Source organism: Umezawaea sp., assembly GCF_036375055.1.
Lineage (GTDB): Bacteria > Actinomycetota > Actinomycetes > Mycobacteriales > Pseudonocardiaceae > Umezawaea.
Genome location: NZ_DASUSQ010000155.1, coordinates 1 through 18,564, shown reverse-complemented (window position 1 = coordinate 18,564; position 18,564 = coordinate 1). Strand labels below are relative to the sequence as shown.

Here is an 18,564-nt window from a genome sequence, read left to right as displayed (position 1 = left end):
TTCCGTGCGCACCAGGGCGAAGCACCAGTCGGCCACGTGCGCCAGCGACGTCCACACCTTCTGGCCGGTGACCACCCACTCGTCGCCGTCGAGCACCGCGCTCGTGCTGACGGAGGCGAGGTCCGAGCCCGCTCCCGGCTCGGAGTAGCCCTGGCACCAGAGCTCCTCGACCCGCGCGATCGGCGGCAGGAACCGCCGCCGCTGCTCGGGGGTGCCGAAGGCGATCACCGTGGGGCCGAGCAGCTCCTCGCCGATGTGGCTCACCCGAGCGGGCGCGCCCGACCGGGCGTACTCCTCGTGGAACACCACCTGCCGGTGCAGGGGAAGGGCCCTGCCGCCGTGCTCGACCGGCCAGCCGAGGCACGTCCAGCCCGCGGCGGCCAGGTGCCGGTCCCACGCGATGCGCCGGTCGAACTCCTCGTGCTCGCGCCCCGGTCCACCGAGGCCGCGCAGCCCCTCGAACTCGCCGGACAGGTTGGCGGACAACCAGTCCCGCACCTCGCGGCGAAAGGCCTCGTCCCGCACGAGCACCTCCGGCGTCTGGCCAAGTGGTCGGCTTCCTGCGTAGGCTACCCTACCAAGCACTTGCTTTGGAGGTCGTGATGAACCTCGAACTCGGCAAGCACACGATCCCCGCCGCGCTGGACGCGGCCGCGCTGCGCTTCGGCGGAGCGGACGCGGTGGTGGACGGGGACGTCCGGCTCTCGTGGACCGAACTGCGCGAACGGGTCCGCACGGTCGCGCGGGCGTTCGTCGCACTCGGCGTCGACGCGGGCGACCGGGTCGCGCTGTGCTCCCCCAACACCCACCACTGGGTCGTCGCCGCGCTCGGGGCGCTGCACGCGGGCGCGGTGCTGGTGCCGGTCAACACCCGTTTCACCGCGGCGGAAACGCTCGACGTGCTGCACCGGAGCCAGGCCCGCGCCCTCGTCGTCGTGGGAACGTTCCTCGACGTCGACCGGCTCGCCCGGCTCCGCGCCGCCGACCGGGACCTGCCGGAGGTCGTCGTGCGGATCCCGATCACCGCCGAACCCCGCGCGGACGGCGTGGTGGAGTGGGCCGACCTCGACCGGGTCTCCGAGGACGTGCCGGTGGAGGTCGTCCTGGAACGCGCGAACGCGGTCACCCCGGACCAGGTCGCCGACATCCTGTTCACGTCCGGCACGACCGGGCGGAGCAAGGGGGCCATGAGCGCCCACCGGCAGTCGATCGGCGTCGCCGACGCGTGGGCCGAACGCGGCGACCTCAGCCGGTCCGACCGCTACCTGGTGGTCAACCCGTTCTTCAACAGCTTCGGCTACAAGGCCGGGATCCTGGCGTGCCTGCTGCGCGGCGCGGCCATCGTGCCGCAGCGGGTGTTCGACGTCGACGAGTCGATGCGGCTCGTCGACCAGGAGCGCGTCACGGTCCTACCGGGACCGCCGACGATCTACCAGGCCGTCCTCGACCACCCCGGCCGCGCCGAGCGCGACCTGTCCAGCCTGCGCCTGGCCGTGACCGGCGCGGCGGTGGTGCCCGTCGCGCTGGTCGAGCGGATGCAGCGGGAGCTCAGCTTCTCGTCGGTGCTCACGGCCTACGGCCTGACCGAGGCCGTCGTGGCGACGATGTGCCTGCCGAGCGACGACGCCGAGACCGTCGCGCGGACCTGCGGCGCGCCCGCCGCGGGCTTCGAACTCCGTCTGGGCGACCGGGACGAGGTCCTGCTGCGCGGGCCGAACGTCATGCTCGGCTACCTCGACGACCCGGAGTCGACCGCCGCGGCCGTGGACCCCGACGGGTGGCTGCACACCGGGGACGTCGGCCGGATCGACGAGCGCGGGTACCTCTCGATCACCGACCGGCTCAAGGACATGTACATCTGCGGCGGGTTCAACGTCTACCCCGCCGAGGTGGAGCAGGTGCTGGCGCGGCTGCCGGGGGTGGCGGAGTCCGCCGTCGTCGGCGTGCCCGACGCCCGCCTCGGCGAGGTCGGCGTGGCGCACGTCGTCACCGCTCCGGACCACACCCTGACCGCCGAGGCCGTCATCGGGTTCTGCCGCGAGCGGCTGGCGAACTACAAGGTCCCCAGGCTCGTCGAGTTCCCGCCGAGCCTGCCCCGCAACGCCGGGGGCAAGGTCGTCAAGCACCTGCTGCGCGAGGAGGACGCATGACCGTCGTCCAGTACGAGCGGCGCGGCGCCGTCGCCGTCGTGACCATGAACCGGCCGGAGTACCGCAACGCGCAGAACTCCGCGATGACCTACGCGCTCGACGCCGCGTTCACCCGCGCCGTCGACGACGACGAGGTGTCGGTGGTCGTGCTGGCCGGTGCGGGCGAGCACTTCTCGGCGGGGCACGACATCGGCTCGCCGGGGCGGGACGTGGACACCTCGTTCGAGCGGAAGTCCGTGCTGTGGTGGGACCACGTGGGCAAGCGGGGCGGGGACCTGCGCTACGCCAGGGAGATGGAGGTGTACCTCGGGATGTGCCGCCGGTGGCGGGAGATCCCGAAGCCCACCATCGCGATGGTGCAGGGCGCGTGCGTCGCGGGCGGGCTGATGCTGGCGTGGGTGTGCGACCTGGTCGTGGCGTCCGAGGACGCGTTCTTCGCCGATCCCGTGGTGCGCATGGGGATCCCCGGCGTCGAGTACTTCGCGCACCCGTGGGTGCTCGGGCCGCGCGCGGCCAAGGAGGTGCTGTTCACCGGCGACCGGTTCGACGCCCACCGCGCGCGGGAGTGGGGCATGGTCAGCCGGGTGGTGCCGCGCGCCGACCTGGAGGCGGAGACGCACCGGCTGGCCGAGCGGATCGCCACGATGCCGCGGTTCGGGCTGGCGCTGGCCAAGCGCGCGGTCAACCAGTCCGAGGACCTGATGGGGATGCGCGCGGGCATGGACTCGGTGTTCGGGCTCCACCACTTCGCCCACGCCCACAACGCCGAGGTCGGGGCGGACTCGTTGGCGGGCATGGACGCCCGCGCCATGAAGAGGGCGGGGAGCTGAGCGGTGGACCTCGACCTGGACGACGGGACGCTGGAGTTCCGCGAGGAGGTGCGCGCGTGGCTCGCGGAGCACGTGCGGCGGCTGTCCTCGATGGACACCGAGGCCGGGTTCGCGCAGCACCGCGAGTGGGAGCGCGAGCTGGCCGACGCGCGCCTGTCCGTCGTGTCGTGGCCGGAGGAGTTCGGCGGTCGGGGCGCGTCGCTGCTGCGGTGGGTGGTGTTCGAGGAGGAGTACCACGCCGCGGGGGCGCCCGGCCGGGTCGGCCAGAACGGGATCTTCCTGCTCGCGCCGACGCTGTTCACCCACGGGACGCCCGAGCAGTGCGCGCGGCTGCTGCCCCCGATGGCGCGGGCGGACGAGGTGTGGGCGCAGGCGTGGTCGGAGCCGGAGGCGGGCAGCGACCTCGCGGCGATCCGCAGCCGCGCCGTGCGCACCGACGGCGGCTGGCTGCTGCGGGGGCAGAAGACCTGGAGCTCACGGGCGGCGTTCGCCGACAGGGGGTTCGGGCTGTTCCGGACCGACCGGGACGCGCCGCGCCACCGCGGGCTGACCTACCTGCTGTTCGACCTGCGGGCGGACGGCGTGACCGTGCGGCCGATCGCGCAGCTCGACGGCGAGCCCGGGTTCGCGGAGATCTTCCTCGACGACGTGTTCGTGCCGGACCGCGACGTGCTCGGCGAGGTCGGCGACGGGTGGCGGGTGGCCATGAGCACCGCGAGCAGCGAGCGGGGCCTGTCGCTGCGCAGCCCCGGCCGGTTCCTGGCGGCGGCGCGCAGGCTCGTCGGCCTGTGGCGGACCGCTCCCGACCGGGCGCTGCGGGACCGGGTGGTCGACGCCTGGATCGGCGCGCAGGCCTACCGGCTGCACACGTTCGGCACCGTGACCCGGCTCGCGGAGGGCGGTGCGCTCGGCCCGGAGTCCAGCGTCACCAAGGTGTTCTGGTCGGAGCTGGACGTGGCGCTGCACGAGACGGCGCTGGACCTGCTCGGCCCGCGCGGCGAGGTGGGGGGCGAGTGGCTGGACGGCTACCTGTTCTCGCTGGCGGGCCCGATCTACGCCGGGACCAACGAGATCCAGCGCGACGTGGTGGCGGAACGGCTGCTGGGCCTGCCGAGGGGTGACCGATGAGGTTCGCGCTGTCCACCGAGCAGGTCGAGTTCGGCGCGTCCCTGCACGGATCGCTGGCGGCGGGCCGCCTCGACCTGCCCGAGCTGGGCGTCACGGCGCTGGCCGTGCCGGAGCGGCTCGGCGGGGTGGCGGCCGACGCGGTGGACCTCGTGGTCGCGTTCGAGGAACTCGGCCACCACGCCGTGCCCGGCCCGCTGGTGGAGTCGGTCGTCGTGGTGCCGACGCTGCTGGCCGACGTCGGCGAGGACCGCTGGCTGCCGGAGCTGGCGACCGGGAAGCTCACCGCGTCGGTGGCGATCCCGCCGCACGTCCCGCACGCGCACGAGGCCGAGCTGTACTTCCTGCTCGACGGCGAGGCGCTGCGGTCGGCCGAGGCCGTCGCGGAGCTGACCTCGGTGGACCCGACGCGGCGGCTGGTCGACCTCGTCGGCGGACCGGTGCTCGGCACGACCGCGCGGGCGGCGCGGGCGTTCGACCTCGGCGTGCTGGCGTGCGCCGCCCAGCTCCTCGGGCTCGGACGGGCGATGCTGGAGATGGCGACCGCGCACGCCCGGCAGCGCACCCAGTTCGGCAGGCCGATCGGCGGGTTCCAGGCGGTCAAGCACCAGCTCGCGGACGTCCTGATCGGCCTGGAGCTGGCCCGGCCGCTGGTGCACGGCGCGGCGGTCACCCTCACCGGCCGGGACGTGTCGGCGGCCAAGGTCGCCGCGGGCGACGCCGCCTACCGGGCCGCGCGCACCGCCCTCCAGGTGCACGGCGCCATCGGCTACACCGCCGAGCACGACCTGTCCCGGTGGCTGGCGAAGACCCGCGCGCTGGTCGGAGCCTGGGGCACCCCGTCCACGCACCGCGACCGCGTCCTGGAGGCGCTGTGACCGCCGAGCTGCGCGCGCTGCGCGACTCCGTGCGCGGCCTGCTGGCCAAGCACTCCGACGTGCGCGCGGCGATGGCGTCGCCGCGCGGGTACGACGCCGCCCTGTGGGCGAGGCTGTGCGGGGAGGTCGGGGTCGCGGGGCTGGCCGTTCCCGAGGTCTACGGCGGGCTCGGCGCCGGGCAGGCGGAGTCGCACGTCGTGCTGGAGGAGCTGGGGCGCACGCTGACCCCCGCGCCGCTGCTCGGGTCGGCGGTGGTGGCCGCGCGGGCGTTGCTGGCGTGCGGCGACGACGAGGCGTGCGGGCGGCTGCTGCCGGGGATCGCGGCGGGGACCACGATCGCCGCGCTCGCCTGGACGGGCGCCGACGGCCGGTGGGACCCCGACGCCGTGGCCGTGACGGCGTCGGACACGCTGGACGGCACGGCGCACCACGTGCTCGACGGCGACCTGGCGGACGTGCTGCTCGTGGCGGCGCGCGGGTCCGACGGGATCACGCTGTGGGAGGTCGACCCGGCGGGCGCCGGGGTCGAGCGCACCGCCGTGCCCGCGGTGGACCCGACCCGCCGCCTCGCCACGGTCGCGCTGACCGGCGCCGTCGGCCGCCGCCTCGGCCCGGCGGCGCTGCCGCGCGTCCGCGACGTGGCCTGCGCGGCGCTCTGCGCGGAACAGGTCGGCACCGCCGCGCGCGCACTGGAGCTGACGGTGGAGCACACCCGCACGCGCGTCCAGTTCGGCAGGCCGATCGGGAGCTTCCAGGCCCTCAAGCACCGGATGGCCGACCTGCACGTCCTCGTGGAGACCGCGCGGTCGGCGGCGGAGGCCGCCGCCGACGACCCGGTGTCGGCGGCCGTCGCCAAGGTGCACTGCTCCGAGGCGGTGTGCCGGGTGGCGGCCGAGATGATCCAGCTGCACGGCGGCATCGCGATCACGTGGGAGCACGACGCGCACCTGTACTTCAAGCGGGCCCACGGGAGCGCGCGGCTGTTCGGCGACCCGGCCGAGCACGTGGCCCGGCTGGCACCGCGGGTGTTCTCGCGCCGCTAGATCCAGTCCGACTGGCGGGGCCAGGTGAGGAGGTCGTCGAGCACCTCGCCCGTCCAGCCCCGGTCGTCCGGCGGGCTGGTGCTGGTGGCGGCGTAGCGGCCCCGGAAGAACAGCAGCGGGCGTTCGTCGCGGTGCTCGCCGAGGTCGACGACGCGGCCCACGACGACGTGGTGGTCACCCGCCTCGTGCACGGCCTCCACCGTGCAGTCGACCCAGGTCAGCGCCCCGTCCAGCACGGGGGCGCCGGTCGAGGACGGGGTCCAGCCCACGGCGTCGAACTTGTCCGCTCCCGCGGTGCCGAACACGGTCGACACCGCCCGCTGGCCCTCGGCCAGCACGTTCACGCAGAAGTGGCCCGCCCGTTCGATGACCGGCCAGCTCCGCGAGGACCTGGCCGGGCAGAACAGGACCAGCGGCGGGTCTAGGGACAGCGCGGCGAACGCCTGGCAGGCGAACCCCACGGGGCGCTCACCGTCCACACCGGTCACGACCGTGACGCCGGTGCAGAAGTGGCCCAGCACGGTGCGGAACCGGGCCGCGTCGAACCCGCTGCGGACGGTCACCCCCGCGCACCGACGCCGAAGTCGTGGCCCCACAGGCTGACCGCCGTGCTCTCCCGCGCGATCCAGTCCTCGTCGGACACCTGCCTGCCCTCGGTGCCGAACTCGATGTCGAAGCCGCCGGGCGACTTCATGTAGAACGACAGCATCAGGTCGTTCACGTGCCTGCCCAGCGTCGCCGACAGCGGCACCTTCCTGCGCAGCGCGCGGTCGAGCGCCAGACCGACGTCGTCGGTCTCGGCCACCTCGACCATCAGGTGCACGATCCCGCTCGGTGTCGGCATCGGCAGGAACGCGAGGCTGTGGTGGCGGGAGTTGCAGCCGAAGAACCGCAGCCACGCGGGCGGCCCGTCGGCCGGGCGGCCGACGAACCGCGGCGGCAGGCGCATCGAGTCGCGCAGCCGGAAGCCGAGCACGTCGCGGTAGAACGCGAGCGCCGCCGCGTCGTCGTGGGTCGAGAGCACGACGTGCCCGAGCCCCTGCTCCTCGGTCACGAAGCGGTGGCCGTACGGGCTGACGACCCTGCGGTGCTGGAGCGCAGCCCCGTGGAAGACCTCCAGGGTGTTGCCCGACGGGTCGTCGAACCGGATCAGGCCGGTCACGCGGCGGTCGGCCAGGTCGGCGTCGTCACCCTCCTTCACCGTCACCCCGGCGGCGGCCAGCCGCTCGCCGACCTCGACCAGCTCGGCCTCGTTCGCGACCTCCCAGCCGGACTGGGCCAGCCGGTCGTGCTCGCCGGGGAAGACCACCAGCCGGGCCGGGAAGTCGTCCATCCTCAGGTACAGCGCGGCCGGGTCGGCGCCCTTCCCCTCCACCATGCCGAGCACCTTGAGCCCGAACTCGCGCCACCGGTCCATGTCGGTGGCCTCGATGCGGAGGTAGCCGAGCGAACGGATTCCCATGCCTGTCACTCCCCGTCCGTGAGGAAGTCGATCGCGAGCCGGTTGAACTCGTCGAACTTCTCGATCTGGGCCCAGTGGCCGCACCGGCCGAACACGTGCAGCTGGGCGCGCGGGATGAGCTTCAGCGCCAGCAGCGCCCCGTCGAGCGGGTTGACCCTGTCCTCCCGGCCCCACACCAGCAGCACCCGCTGGCGCAGCCGGTAGGCCTCCCGCCACAGCATCCCCTGCTCGAAGGAGTCGGGACGGCTGAACGAGGCGCCCATCGCGGCCATGGCGCGCAACGACTCCGGGGTGCTCGCCGACGCGTAGCGCTCCTCGATCAGCTCCTCGGTGATGAGCGACCGGTCGTAGACCATCGTGCGCAGGAACGCCTCCAGCTTCTCCCTGCTGGGCCCCGGCTTCGCGCCGAACCGGCCGAGCTCGCGCACCCCCTCGGTCGGGTCGGGTGAGAACACGTTCACGCTCAGCCCACCCGGTCCCATGAGGACCAGCCGCCCCGCCCGGTCCGGGTGGTCCAGCGCGAACCGCACCGCCGCTCCCCCGCCGAGCGAGTTGCCGAGCAGGTGCGCCCTGTCCACGCCGAGCGCGTCGACCAGGCCGCGCAGCGCCCGCGCGCTGTGGGTGAAGTACTGGTCGTGCTCGGTCGGCTTGTCCGAGAGGCCGAACCCCGGCTGGTCGACCGCGAGCACCCGGAAGGTCTTGGCGAACACCGGGATCGTGCGGCGGAAGTTGCTCCACGCCGACGCGCCGGGTCCGCCGCCGTGCAGCAGCACCACGGTCGTGCCGTGCTCGGAGCCCGCCTCGTGGTAGTGCAGCCGCAGGCCGCCCACGTCCGCGTAGCGGCTGGTGGCCTCGAAACCGAGCGCTGTCACGTCGTCCCCCACCTCAGAAGAGCCCGTCGCGGACGGGGATGCCGAGTTCGCCCTTGCCGTACAGGACGAGCGCGCGCTCCGGGTCGTTGGCCGCGTGCACCCTGGCGGCGTGGGCGTCGCGCCAGAACCTCGGGATCCGCTGACCGGTGCCGATGGCCTTGCCTCCCGCGCTCTCGAAGAGCCGGTCGATCGCGGCGACGGCCCGCGCGCTGCCGCACACCTGGTCCCGCCTCGCCCGCAGCCGCAGTTCCACCGGGATCCTGGTGCGGGTCTCGGCCAGCGCCATCTCCTCGGTGACGTTGCGCTCAAGCTGGAGCCACGCGGCGTCGATGTCGTTGGCGGCGCTGGCGATCCGCACCTGGGCGAACGGGTCCTCCGAGGACTTCTCACCGAGGTAGGAGGCGCGGATGCGGTCGCGGGTGGCGCCGACGTGGGCCTCGTACGCGCCCAGCGCCATCCCGATCATCGGCGCGGTGATCGCGTACGGGTGCACGGTGCCGTACGGCATCCGGAACAGCGGGCCGGTGTTCACCTCCTGGCCGGGGCACACGCACTTCGCGGTGTGGCCCATGCTCAGCGTGCGGTGCTCGGGCACGAACACGTCCTCGACGACGATGTCGTTGCTGCCGGTGCCGCGCAGCCCCACGGTGTCCCAGACGTCGTCGATCCGGTAGTCGGCGATCGGCAGCAGGAACGTGCGGAAGTCGACCGGTTTGCCGTCCTCGCCCATCACCAGCCCGCCGAGCAGCACCCACGTCGCGTGGTCGCAGCCGGAGGAGAAGCTCCACCGGCCGGTGAACCGGAACCCGCCGTCGACCGGGGTCGCCCGGCCCACCGGCGCGTAGGACGAGGAGATGCGGGTGTCGCGGTCGTCGGCCCAGACGTCCTGCTGCGCCCGGTCTGCGAACAGGCCGACGTGCCACGGGTGCACGCCGAGGACCGAGGCGACCCAGCCCGTCGAGCCGCAGGCGCTCGCGATCAGCTTGACGGCGGTGTAGAAGGTGAGCGGGTGCGCCTCGGCCCCGCCGTGGCGAACGGGTTGCAGCAGCTTGAAGAAGCCGATCTCCTGCAACGACTTCACGGACTCCTCGGGCACCCGGCGGAGGTCTTCGGCCTCCTGCGCCCGGTCGCGCAGGACGGGCAGCAGCTCCCGCACCTTGGCCAGGACCTCGTGGCCGACCTGGTCGCTCATCGCAACTCCCGTTCTCCGGCACGAGCCAGACTAGAACACGTTCTCGTTTCTGTCGACGAACGTCACACCTGCTCGCGCCGCAGCTCCAGCGCGATGTCGATCAGCTGGTCCTCCTGCCCGCCGACGAGCTTGCGCTCGCCCGCGCGCACGAGGATCTGCGCGCCGGACACCCGGTAGCGCTCCGCCTGGACGAACGCGTGCTTGAGGAAGCTGGAGTACACGCCCGCGTACCCCATCACCAGCGCCATGCGGTCGAGCAGGCACTCCTCGGGCATCGCGGGCCGCACCACGTCCTCGGCCGCGTCCACGATCGCGAAGAAGTCGACACCGGTGGCGATCCCGAGCTTGTCGCACACCCCGACGAACGCCTCCAGCGGCGTGTTGCCCGCCCCCGCCCCGAACCGGCGGACGCTGCCGTCGATCTGCGCCGCGCCCGCGCGGGCCGCGATCACCGAGTTGGCGACGCCCAGCCCGAGGTTCTCGTGGCCGTGGAAGCCGACCTGGGCGTCGTCGCCCAGTTCCGCGACCAGCGCCGACACCCGGTCGGCGACCTGTTCGAGCACCAGCGCGCCCGCGGAGTCCACCACGTACACGCACTGGCACCCGGCGTCGGCCATGATCCTGGCCTGCTTGGCGAGCGCCTCCGGCGGCTGCGAGTGCGCCATCATCAGGAACCCCACGGTCTCCAGCCCCCGGTCACGGGCCAGGCCGAAGTGCTGCACCGAGATGTCGGCCTCCGTGCAGTGGGTGGCGATGCGGCAGATCGAGGCCCCGTTGTCCCTGGCGACCAGGATGTCGTCCTTCACGCCGACGCCCGGCAGCATCAGCACGGCGATCCTCGCCCGCTTCGCGGTGCGCGCCGCCGTGGCGATCAGCTCCTGCTCGGGGGTGAGGCTGAAGCCGTAGGTGAACGAGGACCCGCCGAGGCCGTCGCCGTGCGCGACCTCGATCACCGGGACGCCCGCCGCGTCCAGCGCGGCCACCACCGAGCGGACCTCCTCGGTGGTGAACCGGTGCCGCTTGTGGTGCGAGCCGTCCCGCAACGACGTGTCGGTCAACCGCAGCATCACTGTCCTCCCGAGACGGTCGCGAGCGCCTGCACGAGTTCCTCGCCGACCCTGGTCGCGGCGGCGGTCATGATGTCGAGGTTCCCCGAGTACGGCGGGAGGAAGTCGCCCGCGCCCTCCACCTCCAGGAAGACCGACACGCGGTGGACCTCGCCGGTCCCCGCCCGCACCCGGTCGAACTGCGGTTCGTTCAGCAGCCGGTAGCCGGGCACGTAGGTCGCCACGTCCGCCACCATCCGGGTGATCGACTCGGCGACCGCGGCCTCGTCGGCGTCCGCCGGGACGGCGCAGAAGACCGTGTCGCGCATGATCATCGGCGGGTCGGCGGGGTTGAGCACGATGATCGCCTTGCCCTTGGTCGCCCCGCCGACCTCCTCGATGCCCCGGCCGGTGGTGCGGGTGAACTCGTCGATGTTCGCCCTGGTGCCGGGCCCGGCGGACACCGAGGCCACGCTGGCGACGACCTCGGCGTAGGCGACGGGGACGACCCTGGACACCGCGTGCACGATCGGGATCGTGGCCTGGCCGCCGCAGGTGATCAGGTTGACGTTCGGCGCGTCCAGGTGCGCGCGCAGGTTGACCTGCGGGACGACGTGCGGCCCGACCGCCGCGGGGGTCAGGTCGACCGCCCGGATGCCCGCCTCGGCGTAGCGCGGCGCGTTCGCCCGGTGCACGGCGGCCGACGTCGCCTCGAACACGACGTCGGGACGCTCGTCCTGGCGCAGCAGCCAGTCCACGCCCTCCGCGGAGGCCTCCAGGCCCAGCTCCCCCGCGCGGCGCAGGCCCTCGCTCCCGGGGTCGACGCCCACCATCCAGCGCGGCTCGATCCGCCGCGAGCGCAGGAGCTTGTGCAGCAGGTCGGTGCCGATGTTCCCCGACCCGACGATCGCCGCGGTCGCCTTCGCCGAACCCATGTCGTTCCCCTCACCGGACAGGACGCTCACCCGAAGGACAGCGAGACGGTGCCGAGCCCGTCGAACTCGGCGTGGAAGGAGTCGCCCGCGTGCACGTCGACGGCGCGCGTGCAGGAGCCGGGCAGCACGACGTCGCCCGCCCTGAGCCGCACGCCGAAGCCCGCGACCTTGGCCGCGAGCCAGGCGACGGCGACCACCGGGTTGCCGAGCACGGCGTCGCTGCGGCCCTCGACGAGCACCTCTCCGCCCTTGCGCAGCCGGGCGTCGATCGTGCGGAGGTCCACCTCGGACGGCGGGACCCGGTCGGCGCCGAGCACGAAGCCCGCCGACGAGGCGTTGTCGGCGATGGTGTCGACCAGGCCGATGCGCCAGTCGACGATCCGGCTGTCGATCAGCTCGATCGACGGCGCGACCGCCTCGGTCGCGGCCAGCACGTCCTGCTCGGTGCAGCCCTCGCCGGGCAGGTCGGCGCCGAGCAGGAACGCCACCTCCACCTCGACGCGGGGGTAGCAGTAGTCCGCCGCCCGCGCGGGCGTGCCCTCGTGCAGCCGCATGTCGTCGAGCAGGTGGCCGTAGTCCGGCTCGTCCACGCCCATCATCCGCTGCATCGCGAGCGACGACAGGCCGACCTTGTGCCCGACCACCACCGCGCCCCGGTCGACCCGGCGGCGGATGTTGACCAGCTGGATCTCGTAGGCGTCGACCACGTCGAGGTCGGGGTAGAGCTGCGCCAGCGGCTTGACCGGCACGCGGTCGTGCTCGGCCTGCCGCAGCAGTTCCGCCGCGGCGGTCCTCTGGTCGGTCGTCAGCACGGGGCCTCCCCCGCCGCGTGGAGCCCGGCCCGGCGGCCGGAGAAGACGCAGTCGGCGAGCGAGAGCCCGCTGACGTAGGACTCGGAGCACACGCCGACCGCCGACCGGCCCGCCGCGTACAGGCCCTCCACCCCGGTCACGCGGCCGGTGCGCTCGTCCACCACCAGCCCGCCGAGGGTGAGCACGGGGCACGGGTACCCGACGCGGGACCGGATCGAGACGTCGATCAGCGAGTACGGCGGCACCAGCGGGCGCACCAGTTCGGGGGCCTTGCCGAGGGCGTCCGGCACGTCGCCGTAGGCCTTGGCGGTCGCCCGGAGCCCGGCCGCGTCGATCCCGGCCGCCTCCGCGACCTCGTCGAGCGTGAGCCCGGTGACGAGTCCGCGCGAGAGCAGGTAGCGGGCCTGCAACCGCTGGAACCACAGCGTCTGCCACGGCACCTGCCTGCGCGCCTCGTCGAGGACCCCGTCGTCGACGAGCAGCCACGCCCGGCCGCCGTGGCCGGTGATGATCGCCTCGCCGACGGCCGCGCCGTAGAGCGACTCGTCGCACACGCGCCGCCCGTCCGGGCCGACCAGGACGCCCTTGCGCAGCGCGCTGGGCGGGGTGATGAACCGCCACGCCGTCACCCGGTCCATCCGGGCGGTGGTCCCGCCGACGGACGTGCCGAGCCGGATGCCGCTGCCGTCGTCGCCGGGGGTGCCCAGCGGCAGGCCTCTCCGGTACGCCGGGGCGTGCTCGTCCATCAACTCGCGGTCGAACACGAACCCGCCCGCGGCGATGACGACGCCCCGGCGCGCGCGGACCAGCAGATCCCGGCCGTGGCGGCGTTCCAGCGCGGCGGCCAGCCGGTGCAGCGAGCGGCCGAGCGGCGGGTAGTACAGGCCCGGCTTCACGGCGAACCGCGACAGGACCCGGTGCGCGATCCGGGGCGCGCCGGACAGCCCTCGGCAGCGGACGCCGGTGACCCGGCCGCCGTCGGTGACCAGTTCCCGCGCGGCGGTCTGCGGCAGCACCCGCACGCCGGACCGGCGGGCGCAGTCGGCCAGCCGGGCGAAGAACACCGCGCCGGACGTGCCCCTGCCCTTGGTCCGGTGGCCTCGCGGGGCTGGCGGGGCGACGTCGCGCCGCGCCTGCTCGCTGCCCGAGTAGTAGAGGTAGTAGTCGTTCGTGGGGTAGGAGGTCTTGAACGGGCAGAGGCTCGCGTCGAACGGCACGCCCCGCGCCTCCAGCCACGTCAGCATGTCCGCGCTGCCCCGGCAGAACCGCCAGAGGGTCTCGCCGGACACCGCTTCGCCCACCTCGTGGCGCAGGTAGTCGAACATGCCCTCGGGGGTGTCGGGCACCCCGGCCTCGACCTGCTGCCGGGTGCCGCCGCCGGCGTAGACCACGCCGCCGGACAACGCCGTCGCGCCGCCGCCGGCGAACCGGTCCAGCACGACGACCGACACACCCGCCCCGGCCGCCTCGATCGCGGCGCAGGCGCCCGCGGCGCCGAAGCCCACGACCACCACGTCCGCGCTGACGTCCACGCACCCTCCCCGGAACACGTTCTCGATCGGCGGCTCAGTTCGCTCTGTTCCACCATAGCGCCAAGACGCCGCGAAACTATAACCTGTTCTAGTCTGACTCTCCGTGGAGGCACCGTGGACCAGGACACCGAGTTCGACGTCGTCGTCGTGGGCAGCGGCGCGGCGGGGATGACGGCCGCGCTGTGCGCCGCGCACCGGGGCCTGCGCGCCGTGGTGCTGGAGAAGGCCCCGCGCTTCGGCGGGTCGACCGCGCGGTCCGGCGGGGGCCTGTGGATCCCGAACAACGCCGTGCTGCGCGCGGCGGACCCGAGCGACACCCCGGAGCGGGCGACCGCCTACCTCCGGCACATCGTCGGCGACGACGTGCCGGAGGACCTGCTGCGGACCTACCTCGACCGCGGGCCGGAGATGCTGGCGTTCGTCCGCGAGCACACGCCGCTGAGGTTCCAGTGGGTCCGCGGCTACTCCGACTACTACCCCGAGGCGCCGGGCGGGCGACCGCTCGGCCGGTCGATCGAGCCGAAGCCGTTCGACGCCGACGTGCTCGGCGCCGAACGGGCCAACCTCAACGCCCCCTACCTGCCCTCCCCCGCCGGGATCGTGGTGACCGCCGCCGACTACCGGTGGCTCACGCTCGCCGCCCGCCACCCGCGCGGGGTGCTGACCGCCGCCAGGGTGTTCACCCGCCGGTTCCGCCGCGGCACGCTGCTCACCCTGGGCCAGGCGCTCGCCGCCGGGCTGCGGGCCGGCCTGCTCACCGCGGACGTGCCGGTGCGGCTGAACACCCCGCTGGTCGACCTGCACTCCGAGGACGGCCGGGTGACGGGGGTCAGGGTCGGCGGCGGGGAACTGGTCCGCGCCCGGCACGGGGTGCTGCTGGCCGCGGGCGGGTTCGAGCACAACGAGCGGATGCGCAAGGAGCACCAGCGGGAGCCGATCGGCACGGAGTGGACCTCGGGCGCCGTGGAGAACACCGGCGACGGCATCGAGGCGGGCGTCCGGGCCGGTGGCGCGGTCGGGCTGATGGACGACGCCTGGTGGGGACCGTCGGTCCCGCTGCCCCGCGGTCCCTACTTCTGCCTGTCCGAGCGCACCCTGCCCGGCTGCCTGCTGGTCAACGGCGCCGGGCGGCGGTTCGTCAACGAGGCGGCGCCCTACGTCGACGCGGTGAACGCCATGTACGAGGGGAACATGCCCACGTGGCTCGTGGCGGACCAGCGCTACCGCGACCGCTACCCGTTCGCGGGCCGCACGCCGCGCCAGCCGTTCCCCGGCCACTGGTACGAGGCGGGCGTGGTGCACCGCGCGGACACCGTGCGGGAGCTGGCCCGGCTGATCGACGTGCCCGCCGACGCGCTGGCGGAGACCGTGCTGCGGTTCAACGAGATGGCCGACACCGGGCGCGACGAGGACTTCCACCGCGGCGACAGCGCGTACGACCGGTACTACGGCGACCCGCGCAACCGCCCCAACCCGTGCTTGGCGCCGCTGCGGAGACCGCCGTTCCACGCGGTGCGGATCGTGCCGGGTGACCTCGGCACCAAGGGCGGCCTGCGCACCGACACCCGCGCGCGGGTGCTCCGCGAGGACGGCACGGCGATCCCCGGCCTGTACGCGGCGGGCAACACCAGCGCCTCGGTGATGGGCCACACCTACGCGGGGCCGGGTGCCACGCTCGGTCCGGCGATGACCTTCGGCTACCTGGCAGCGCTGGACATCGCCGCAGCGGCGACCACCGACGACCACCGTGGAGGGACCCGATGACAGAGGACGCGGTTCGGACGATCGACGCCGGGGCCCCGCCGACGAGGTTCGCGCGCGGCTGGCACTGCCTGGGGCTCGCCGAGCGGTTCCGCGACGGCGAGCCGCACGCCGTGGAGGCGTTCGGCACCAAGCTCGTGGTGTTCCAGGGCGAGGACGGCGCGCTCAACGTGCTCGACGCGTACTGCCGGCACATGGGCGGCGACCTCAGCCAGGGCACCGTGAAGGGCGACGCCATCGCCTGCCCGTTCCACGACTGGCGCTGGGCGGGCAGCGGCCGGTGCGTCGGCATCCCCTACGCCAAGCGGGTTCCGCTGCGCGCGCGGACCAGGGCGTGGACCACGCTGGAGCAGAACAAGCAGCTCTTCGTGTGGAACGACCCGCAGGGCAACCCGCCGCCGGAGGACGTCGTGATCCCCCGCGTCGACGCCGCCTACAGCGACGAGTGGAGCAACTGGACCTGGGACTCGGTGCTGATCGAGGGCGCCAACTGCCGCGAGGTCATCGACAACGTCGTGGACATGGCGCACTTCTTCTACATCCACTTCGCGTTCCCCACGTACTTCAAGAACGTGCTCGAAGGGCACGTGGCGACGCAGTACCTGACGACGCGGGGGCGCCCTGACGTCACGGGCGCCGGGACGAACTACACCGGTGACACCGTGGTCCGCTCGGAGGCGTCGTACTTCGGCCCGTCCTACATGATCGACCACCTGTGGAACGACTACCAGGGCACGATCATCGAGACGGTCCTGATCAACTGCCACTACCCGGTGACGGCGAACTCGTTCCTGCTCCAGTGGGGGGCGATCGTCAAGAAGCTGCCCGGCCTGACCGACGAGCACGCCGACAAGATCGCCCACAAGTTCGCGCGCGGCATCGGCGCGGGCTTCTTGCAGGACGTGGAGATCTGGCGGAACAAGTCGCGGATCGACAACCCCCTGCTGTGCGAGGAGGACGGGCCGGTCTACCAGCTGCGCCGCTGGTACGACCAGTTCTACGTCGACGTGGAGGACGTCACCGACGACATGGTGCGCCGCTTCGAGTTCGAGGTCGACACCAGCAGGGCCGTCGAGGTGTGGGAGAGGGAAGTCGCGGCCAACATCGCCCGCGGGGACGGCGCCTAGTGTCCGAGCGCCGCGAGTTCCTGGAGGGCGGTCTGCGCCCGGTCGAGTGCCTCGCCTGCGGCAACCGAGTGCTGGTGAAGAAGCACAGCCTCCGGCACACGAGCGTGCAGTGGACGTCGGACGCCGCGCTGAGCTGCCCCGAGTTCGCCGCCGCCGGGCGCGACACGGCGCTCATCGCGACCTGCCTGGCGCTGCGCGACAGCATCGAGCGGGCGGTGCGGGACGGCGTCCTGGAGGTGGCCGATGGCTGACGTCCACCGGCTGCGGGTGGTGGAGGTGGTCGACGAGACGCCGGACGCGAAGTCGTTCGTGCTGGAGGGCGGCGGGTTCACCCCGGGACCGGGGCAGTTCCTGACCGTGCGGATCGGGAGCGCCGCGCGGTGCTACTCGCTGTCCAGCGCCCCGCACGAGCCGCTGAGGATCACGGTCAAGCGCACGCCGGACGGGTACGGCTCGCACTGGATGTGCGACAACGCGGTCGTGGGCGCCGAACTCGACGTGCTCGGGCCGGTGGGGGTGTTCACACCCGCGTCGCTGGACGGCGACCTGCTCGCGTTCGCGGGCGGCAGCGGCATCACGCCGGTCATGTCGATCATCAGGGCGGTGCTGCTGAGCGGCACCGGGCGCGTGACCCTGGTGTACGCCAACCGCGACGAGCGCTCGGTGATCTTCGCCGGGGAACTCGCCGGGCTCAGCGCCGAACACCCGGACAGGCTGGTGGTCGTGCACTGGCTGGAGTCCGTGCAGGGCCTGCCGACCGCGCCGCTGCTCGCCGCGCTCGCCCGGCCGTGCGACGAGGCGTTCCTGTGCGGCCCGGCCCCCTTCATGGAGGCCGCCAGGACCGCGTCGCGCGGCCTCGGTGTGGAGCGGATCCACGTCGAGCGGTTCACCTCCCTGTCGAGCAACCCGTTCGAGGAGGCGGTGCCCTCGCAGGACGGTCCGGACGCGACCGTGGAGGTCGACCTCGACGGCGAGCACCACCGCTTCGCCTGGCCCGCCCGCACGCGGCTGCTCGACCTGCTGCTGGATCAGGGGCTCGACGCGCCGTACTCGTGCCGCGAGGGGGCGTGCAGCGCGTGCGCGTGCAGGCTGGTGGAGGGCGAGGTGAAGATGCTCGCCAACGACGTGCTGGACGAGCAGGACCTCGCCGAGGGCTACGTCCTGGCCTGCCAGGCGGTCCCGGTCACCGACGCGGTGAAGATCACCTACACCTGAGGGGGAGCCATGCCGATCGATCCCGCCGTCGCCGTCGGTGCCGAACTGCCCGAGGTGCCGTTCTCCTGGACACCGTCGGACGTGCTGCTCTACCACCTCGCGCTCGGCGCGGGCCCGCGCGACCTGCGCTACACCTACGAGCGGGACCTGCACGTGCTGCCGACGTTCGGCGTGGTCGCGGCCCACCTGCGCGCGACCGAGCCGCCCACCGTGTCGTTCCCCGGTGTCGACGTCGACCTCGCCAGGGTCCTGCACGGCACGCAGGAGATCACCGTGCACCGCCCGCTCCCGGTGCGCGGCGAGGCCGTCCTGCGCACGAGGGTGGCCGACGTGTTCGACAAGGGGACGGCCGCGGTGATCGTGCAGGAGTCGACCGCCGTCGCCCCGGACGGGACCGAGCTGTTCACCGCGCGCTCCGGCATCTTCGCCCGCGGCGAGGGCGGGTTCGGCGGCTCGCGCGGGCCGTCCACGCGGGTCGACGTCCCCGACCGCGCGCCGAACGCCGTGCTGGAAACCCCCACGCTGCCCCAGCAGGCGCTGCTGTACCGGCTGTGCGGCGACCGCAACCCGCTGCACGCCGACCC

The 18,564-nt window shown here is 73.6% G+C and carries 19 protein-coding genes; 10 read left to right on the top strand and 9 right to left on the bottom strand.

The genetic code is table 11. The features are described from left to right. On the bottom strand, positions 1–525 hold a 525-nt coding region (locus VFZ92_RS37535), incomplete at its 3' end, for an acyl-CoA dehydrogenase family protein (protein ID WP_330881975.1). Positions 526–602: 77 nt separating this feature from the next. Between VFZ92_RS37535 and VFZ92_RS37530 the strand changes: the two genes are divergently transcribed. From VFZ92_RS37530 to VFZ92_RS37510, 5 genes are read left to right on the top strand one after another with little or no spacing between them, the layout of a single operon-like run. Next, the gene (locus tag VFZ92_RS37530; protein WP_330881973.1) at positions 603–2,150 is read left to right on the top strand and encodes a FadD3 family acyl-CoA ligase; all 1,548 of its coding nucleotides are present in this window, start codon (positions 603–605) and stop codon (positions 2,148–2,150) included. Then, positions 2,147–2,980, top strand: a complete 834-nt coding sequence (locus tag VFZ92_RS37525; RefSeq protein WP_330881971.1) for an enoyl-CoA hydratase — start codon at positions 2,147–2,149, stop codon at positions 2,978–2,980. The genes VFZ92_RS37530 and VFZ92_RS37525 overlap by 4 nt, the downstream gene beginning before the upstream one ends. Positions 2,981–2,983: 3 nt before the next feature. Continuing rightward, positions 2,984–4,108, top strand: coding sequence for an acyl-CoA dehydrogenase family protein (locus VFZ92_RS37520; protein WP_330881968.1), 1,125 nt, complete (start codon positions 2,984–2,986; stop codon positions 4,106–4,108). Next, a complete protein-coding gene (locus VFZ92_RS37515) occupies positions 4,105–4,983 on the top strand; it encodes an acyl-CoA dehydrogenase family protein (RefSeq protein WP_330881966.1) in 879 nt (292 codons plus the stop codon). Before VFZ92_RS37520 ends, VFZ92_RS37515 begins: the two co-directional genes overlap by 4 nt. Beyond that, entirely contained in the window at positions 4,980–6,026 is a 1,047-nt protein-coding gene (locus VFZ92_RS37510; RefSeq protein ID WP_330881964.1) for an acyl-CoA dehydrogenase family protein, read from the top strand. Before VFZ92_RS37515 ends, VFZ92_RS37510 begins: the two co-directional genes overlap by 4 nt. Here the strand turns inward: VFZ92_RS37510 and hsaB are convergent. From hsaB to VFZ92_RS37470, 8 genes are all read right to left on the bottom strand, one after another. After that, the gene (gene hsaB, locus VFZ92_RS37505) at positions 6,023–6,589 is read right to left on the bottom strand and encodes a 3-hydroxy-9,10-secoandrosta-1,3,5(10)-triene-9,17-dione monooxygenase reductase subunit (protein ID WP_330881962.1); all 567 of its coding nucleotides are present in this window, start codon (positions 6,587–6,589) and stop codon (positions 6,023–6,025) included. The genes VFZ92_RS37510 and hsaB overlap by 4 nt on opposite strands. After that, the gene (gene hsaC, locus VFZ92_RS37500; protein WP_330881960.1) at positions 6,586–7,488 is read right to left on the bottom strand and encodes an iron-dependent extradiol dioxygenase HsaC; all 903 of its coding nucleotides are present in this window, start codon (positions 7,486–7,488) and stop codon (positions 6,586–6,588) included. Before hsaC ends, hsaB begins: the two co-directional genes overlap by 4 nt. A gap of 5 nt (positions 7,489–7,493) precedes the next feature. Continuing rightward, positions 7,494–8,360 (bottom strand): 4,5:9,10-diseco-3-hydroxy-5,9,17-trioxoandrosta-1(10),2-diene-4-oate hydrolase, encoded by an 867-nt coding sequence (gene hsaD / locus VFZ92_RS37495; RefSeq protein WP_330881958.1) that lies wholly within the window; start codon positions 8,358–8,360, stop codon positions 7,494–7,496. 13 nt (positions 8,361–8,373) lie between these two features. After that, positions 8,374–9,552: a 3-hydroxy-9,10-secoandrosta-1,3,5(10)-triene-9,17-dione monooxygenase oxygenase subunit gene (gene hsaA / locus VFZ92_RS37490; RefSeq protein ID WP_330881956.1), complete on the bottom strand. Its 1,179-nt coding sequence runs from the start codon at positions 9,550–9,552 to the stop codon at positions 8,374–8,376. Positions 9,553–9,614: 62 nt separating this feature from the next. Then, the gene (gene dmpG / locus VFZ92_RS37485; RefSeq protein ID WP_330881954.1) at positions 9,615–10,619 is read right to left on the bottom strand and encodes a 4-hydroxy-2-oxovalerate aldolase; all 1,005 of its coding nucleotides are present in this window, start codon (positions 10,617–10,619) and stop codon (positions 9,615–9,617) included. After that, the gene (locus VFZ92_RS37480; protein ID WP_330881952.1) at positions 10,619–11,533 is read right to left on the bottom strand and encodes an acetaldehyde dehydrogenase (acetylating); all 915 of its coding nucleotides are present in this window, start codon (positions 11,531–11,533) and stop codon (positions 10,619–10,621) included. The genes dmpG and VFZ92_RS37480 overlap by 1 nt, the downstream gene beginning before the upstream one ends. 26 nt (positions 11,534–11,559) lie before the next feature. After that, on the bottom strand, positions 11,560–12,345 hold the full coding sequence (locus VFZ92_RS37475; protein ID WP_330881950.1) for a 2-keto-4-pentenoate hydratase: 786 nt from the start codon (positions 12,343–12,345) through the stop codon (positions 11,560–11,562). Continuing rightward, the gene (locus VFZ92_RS37470; protein WP_330881948.1) at positions 12,339–13,877 is read right to left on the bottom strand and encodes an FAD-binding protein; all 1,539 of its coding nucleotides are present in this window, start codon (positions 13,875–13,877) and stop codon (positions 12,339–12,341) included. Before VFZ92_RS37470 ends, VFZ92_RS37475 begins: the two co-directional genes overlap by 7 nt. 114 nt (positions 13,878–13,991) lie before the next feature. Here VFZ92_RS37470 and kstD point away from each other — a divergent pair, with 114 nt between their 5' ends. From kstD to VFZ92_RS37445, 5 genes are all read left to right on the top strand, one after another. Further along, positions 13,992–15,641 carry a 3-oxosteroid 1-dehydrogenase gene (kstD, locus tag VFZ92_RS37465; RefSeq protein WP_330881946.1) on the top strand — a complete coding sequence of 550 codons (1,650 nt, stop codon included), beginning with the start codon at positions 13,992–13,994 and terminating at the stop codon, positions 15,639–15,641. After that, the gene (locus tag VFZ92_RS37460) at positions 15,638–16,765 is read left to right on the top strand and encodes a Rieske 2Fe-2S domain-containing protein (protein ID WP_330881944.1); all 1,128 of its coding nucleotides are present in this window, start codon (positions 15,638–15,640) and stop codon (positions 16,763–16,765) included. The genes kstD and VFZ92_RS37460 overlap by 4 nt, the downstream gene beginning before the upstream one ends. Further along, a complete protein-coding gene (locus VFZ92_RS37455) occupies positions 16,765–17,016 on the top strand; it encodes a hypothetical protein (RefSeq protein WP_330881942.1) in 252 nt (83 codons plus the stop codon). The genes VFZ92_RS37460 and VFZ92_RS37455 overlap by 1 nt, the downstream gene beginning before the upstream one ends. Then, a complete protein-coding gene (locus tag VFZ92_RS37450; protein ID WP_330881940.1) occupies positions 17,009–17,980 on the top strand; it encodes a ferredoxin--NADP reductase in 972 nt (323 codons plus the stop codon). Before VFZ92_RS37455 ends, VFZ92_RS37450 begins: the two co-directional genes overlap by 8 nt. Positions 17,981–17,989: 9 nt before the next feature. Beyond that, a partial coding sequence (locus tag VFZ92_RS37445; protein WP_330881938.1) for an FAS1-like dehydratase domain-containing protein occupies positions 17,990–18,564 on the top strand: 575 nt, incomplete at its 3' end.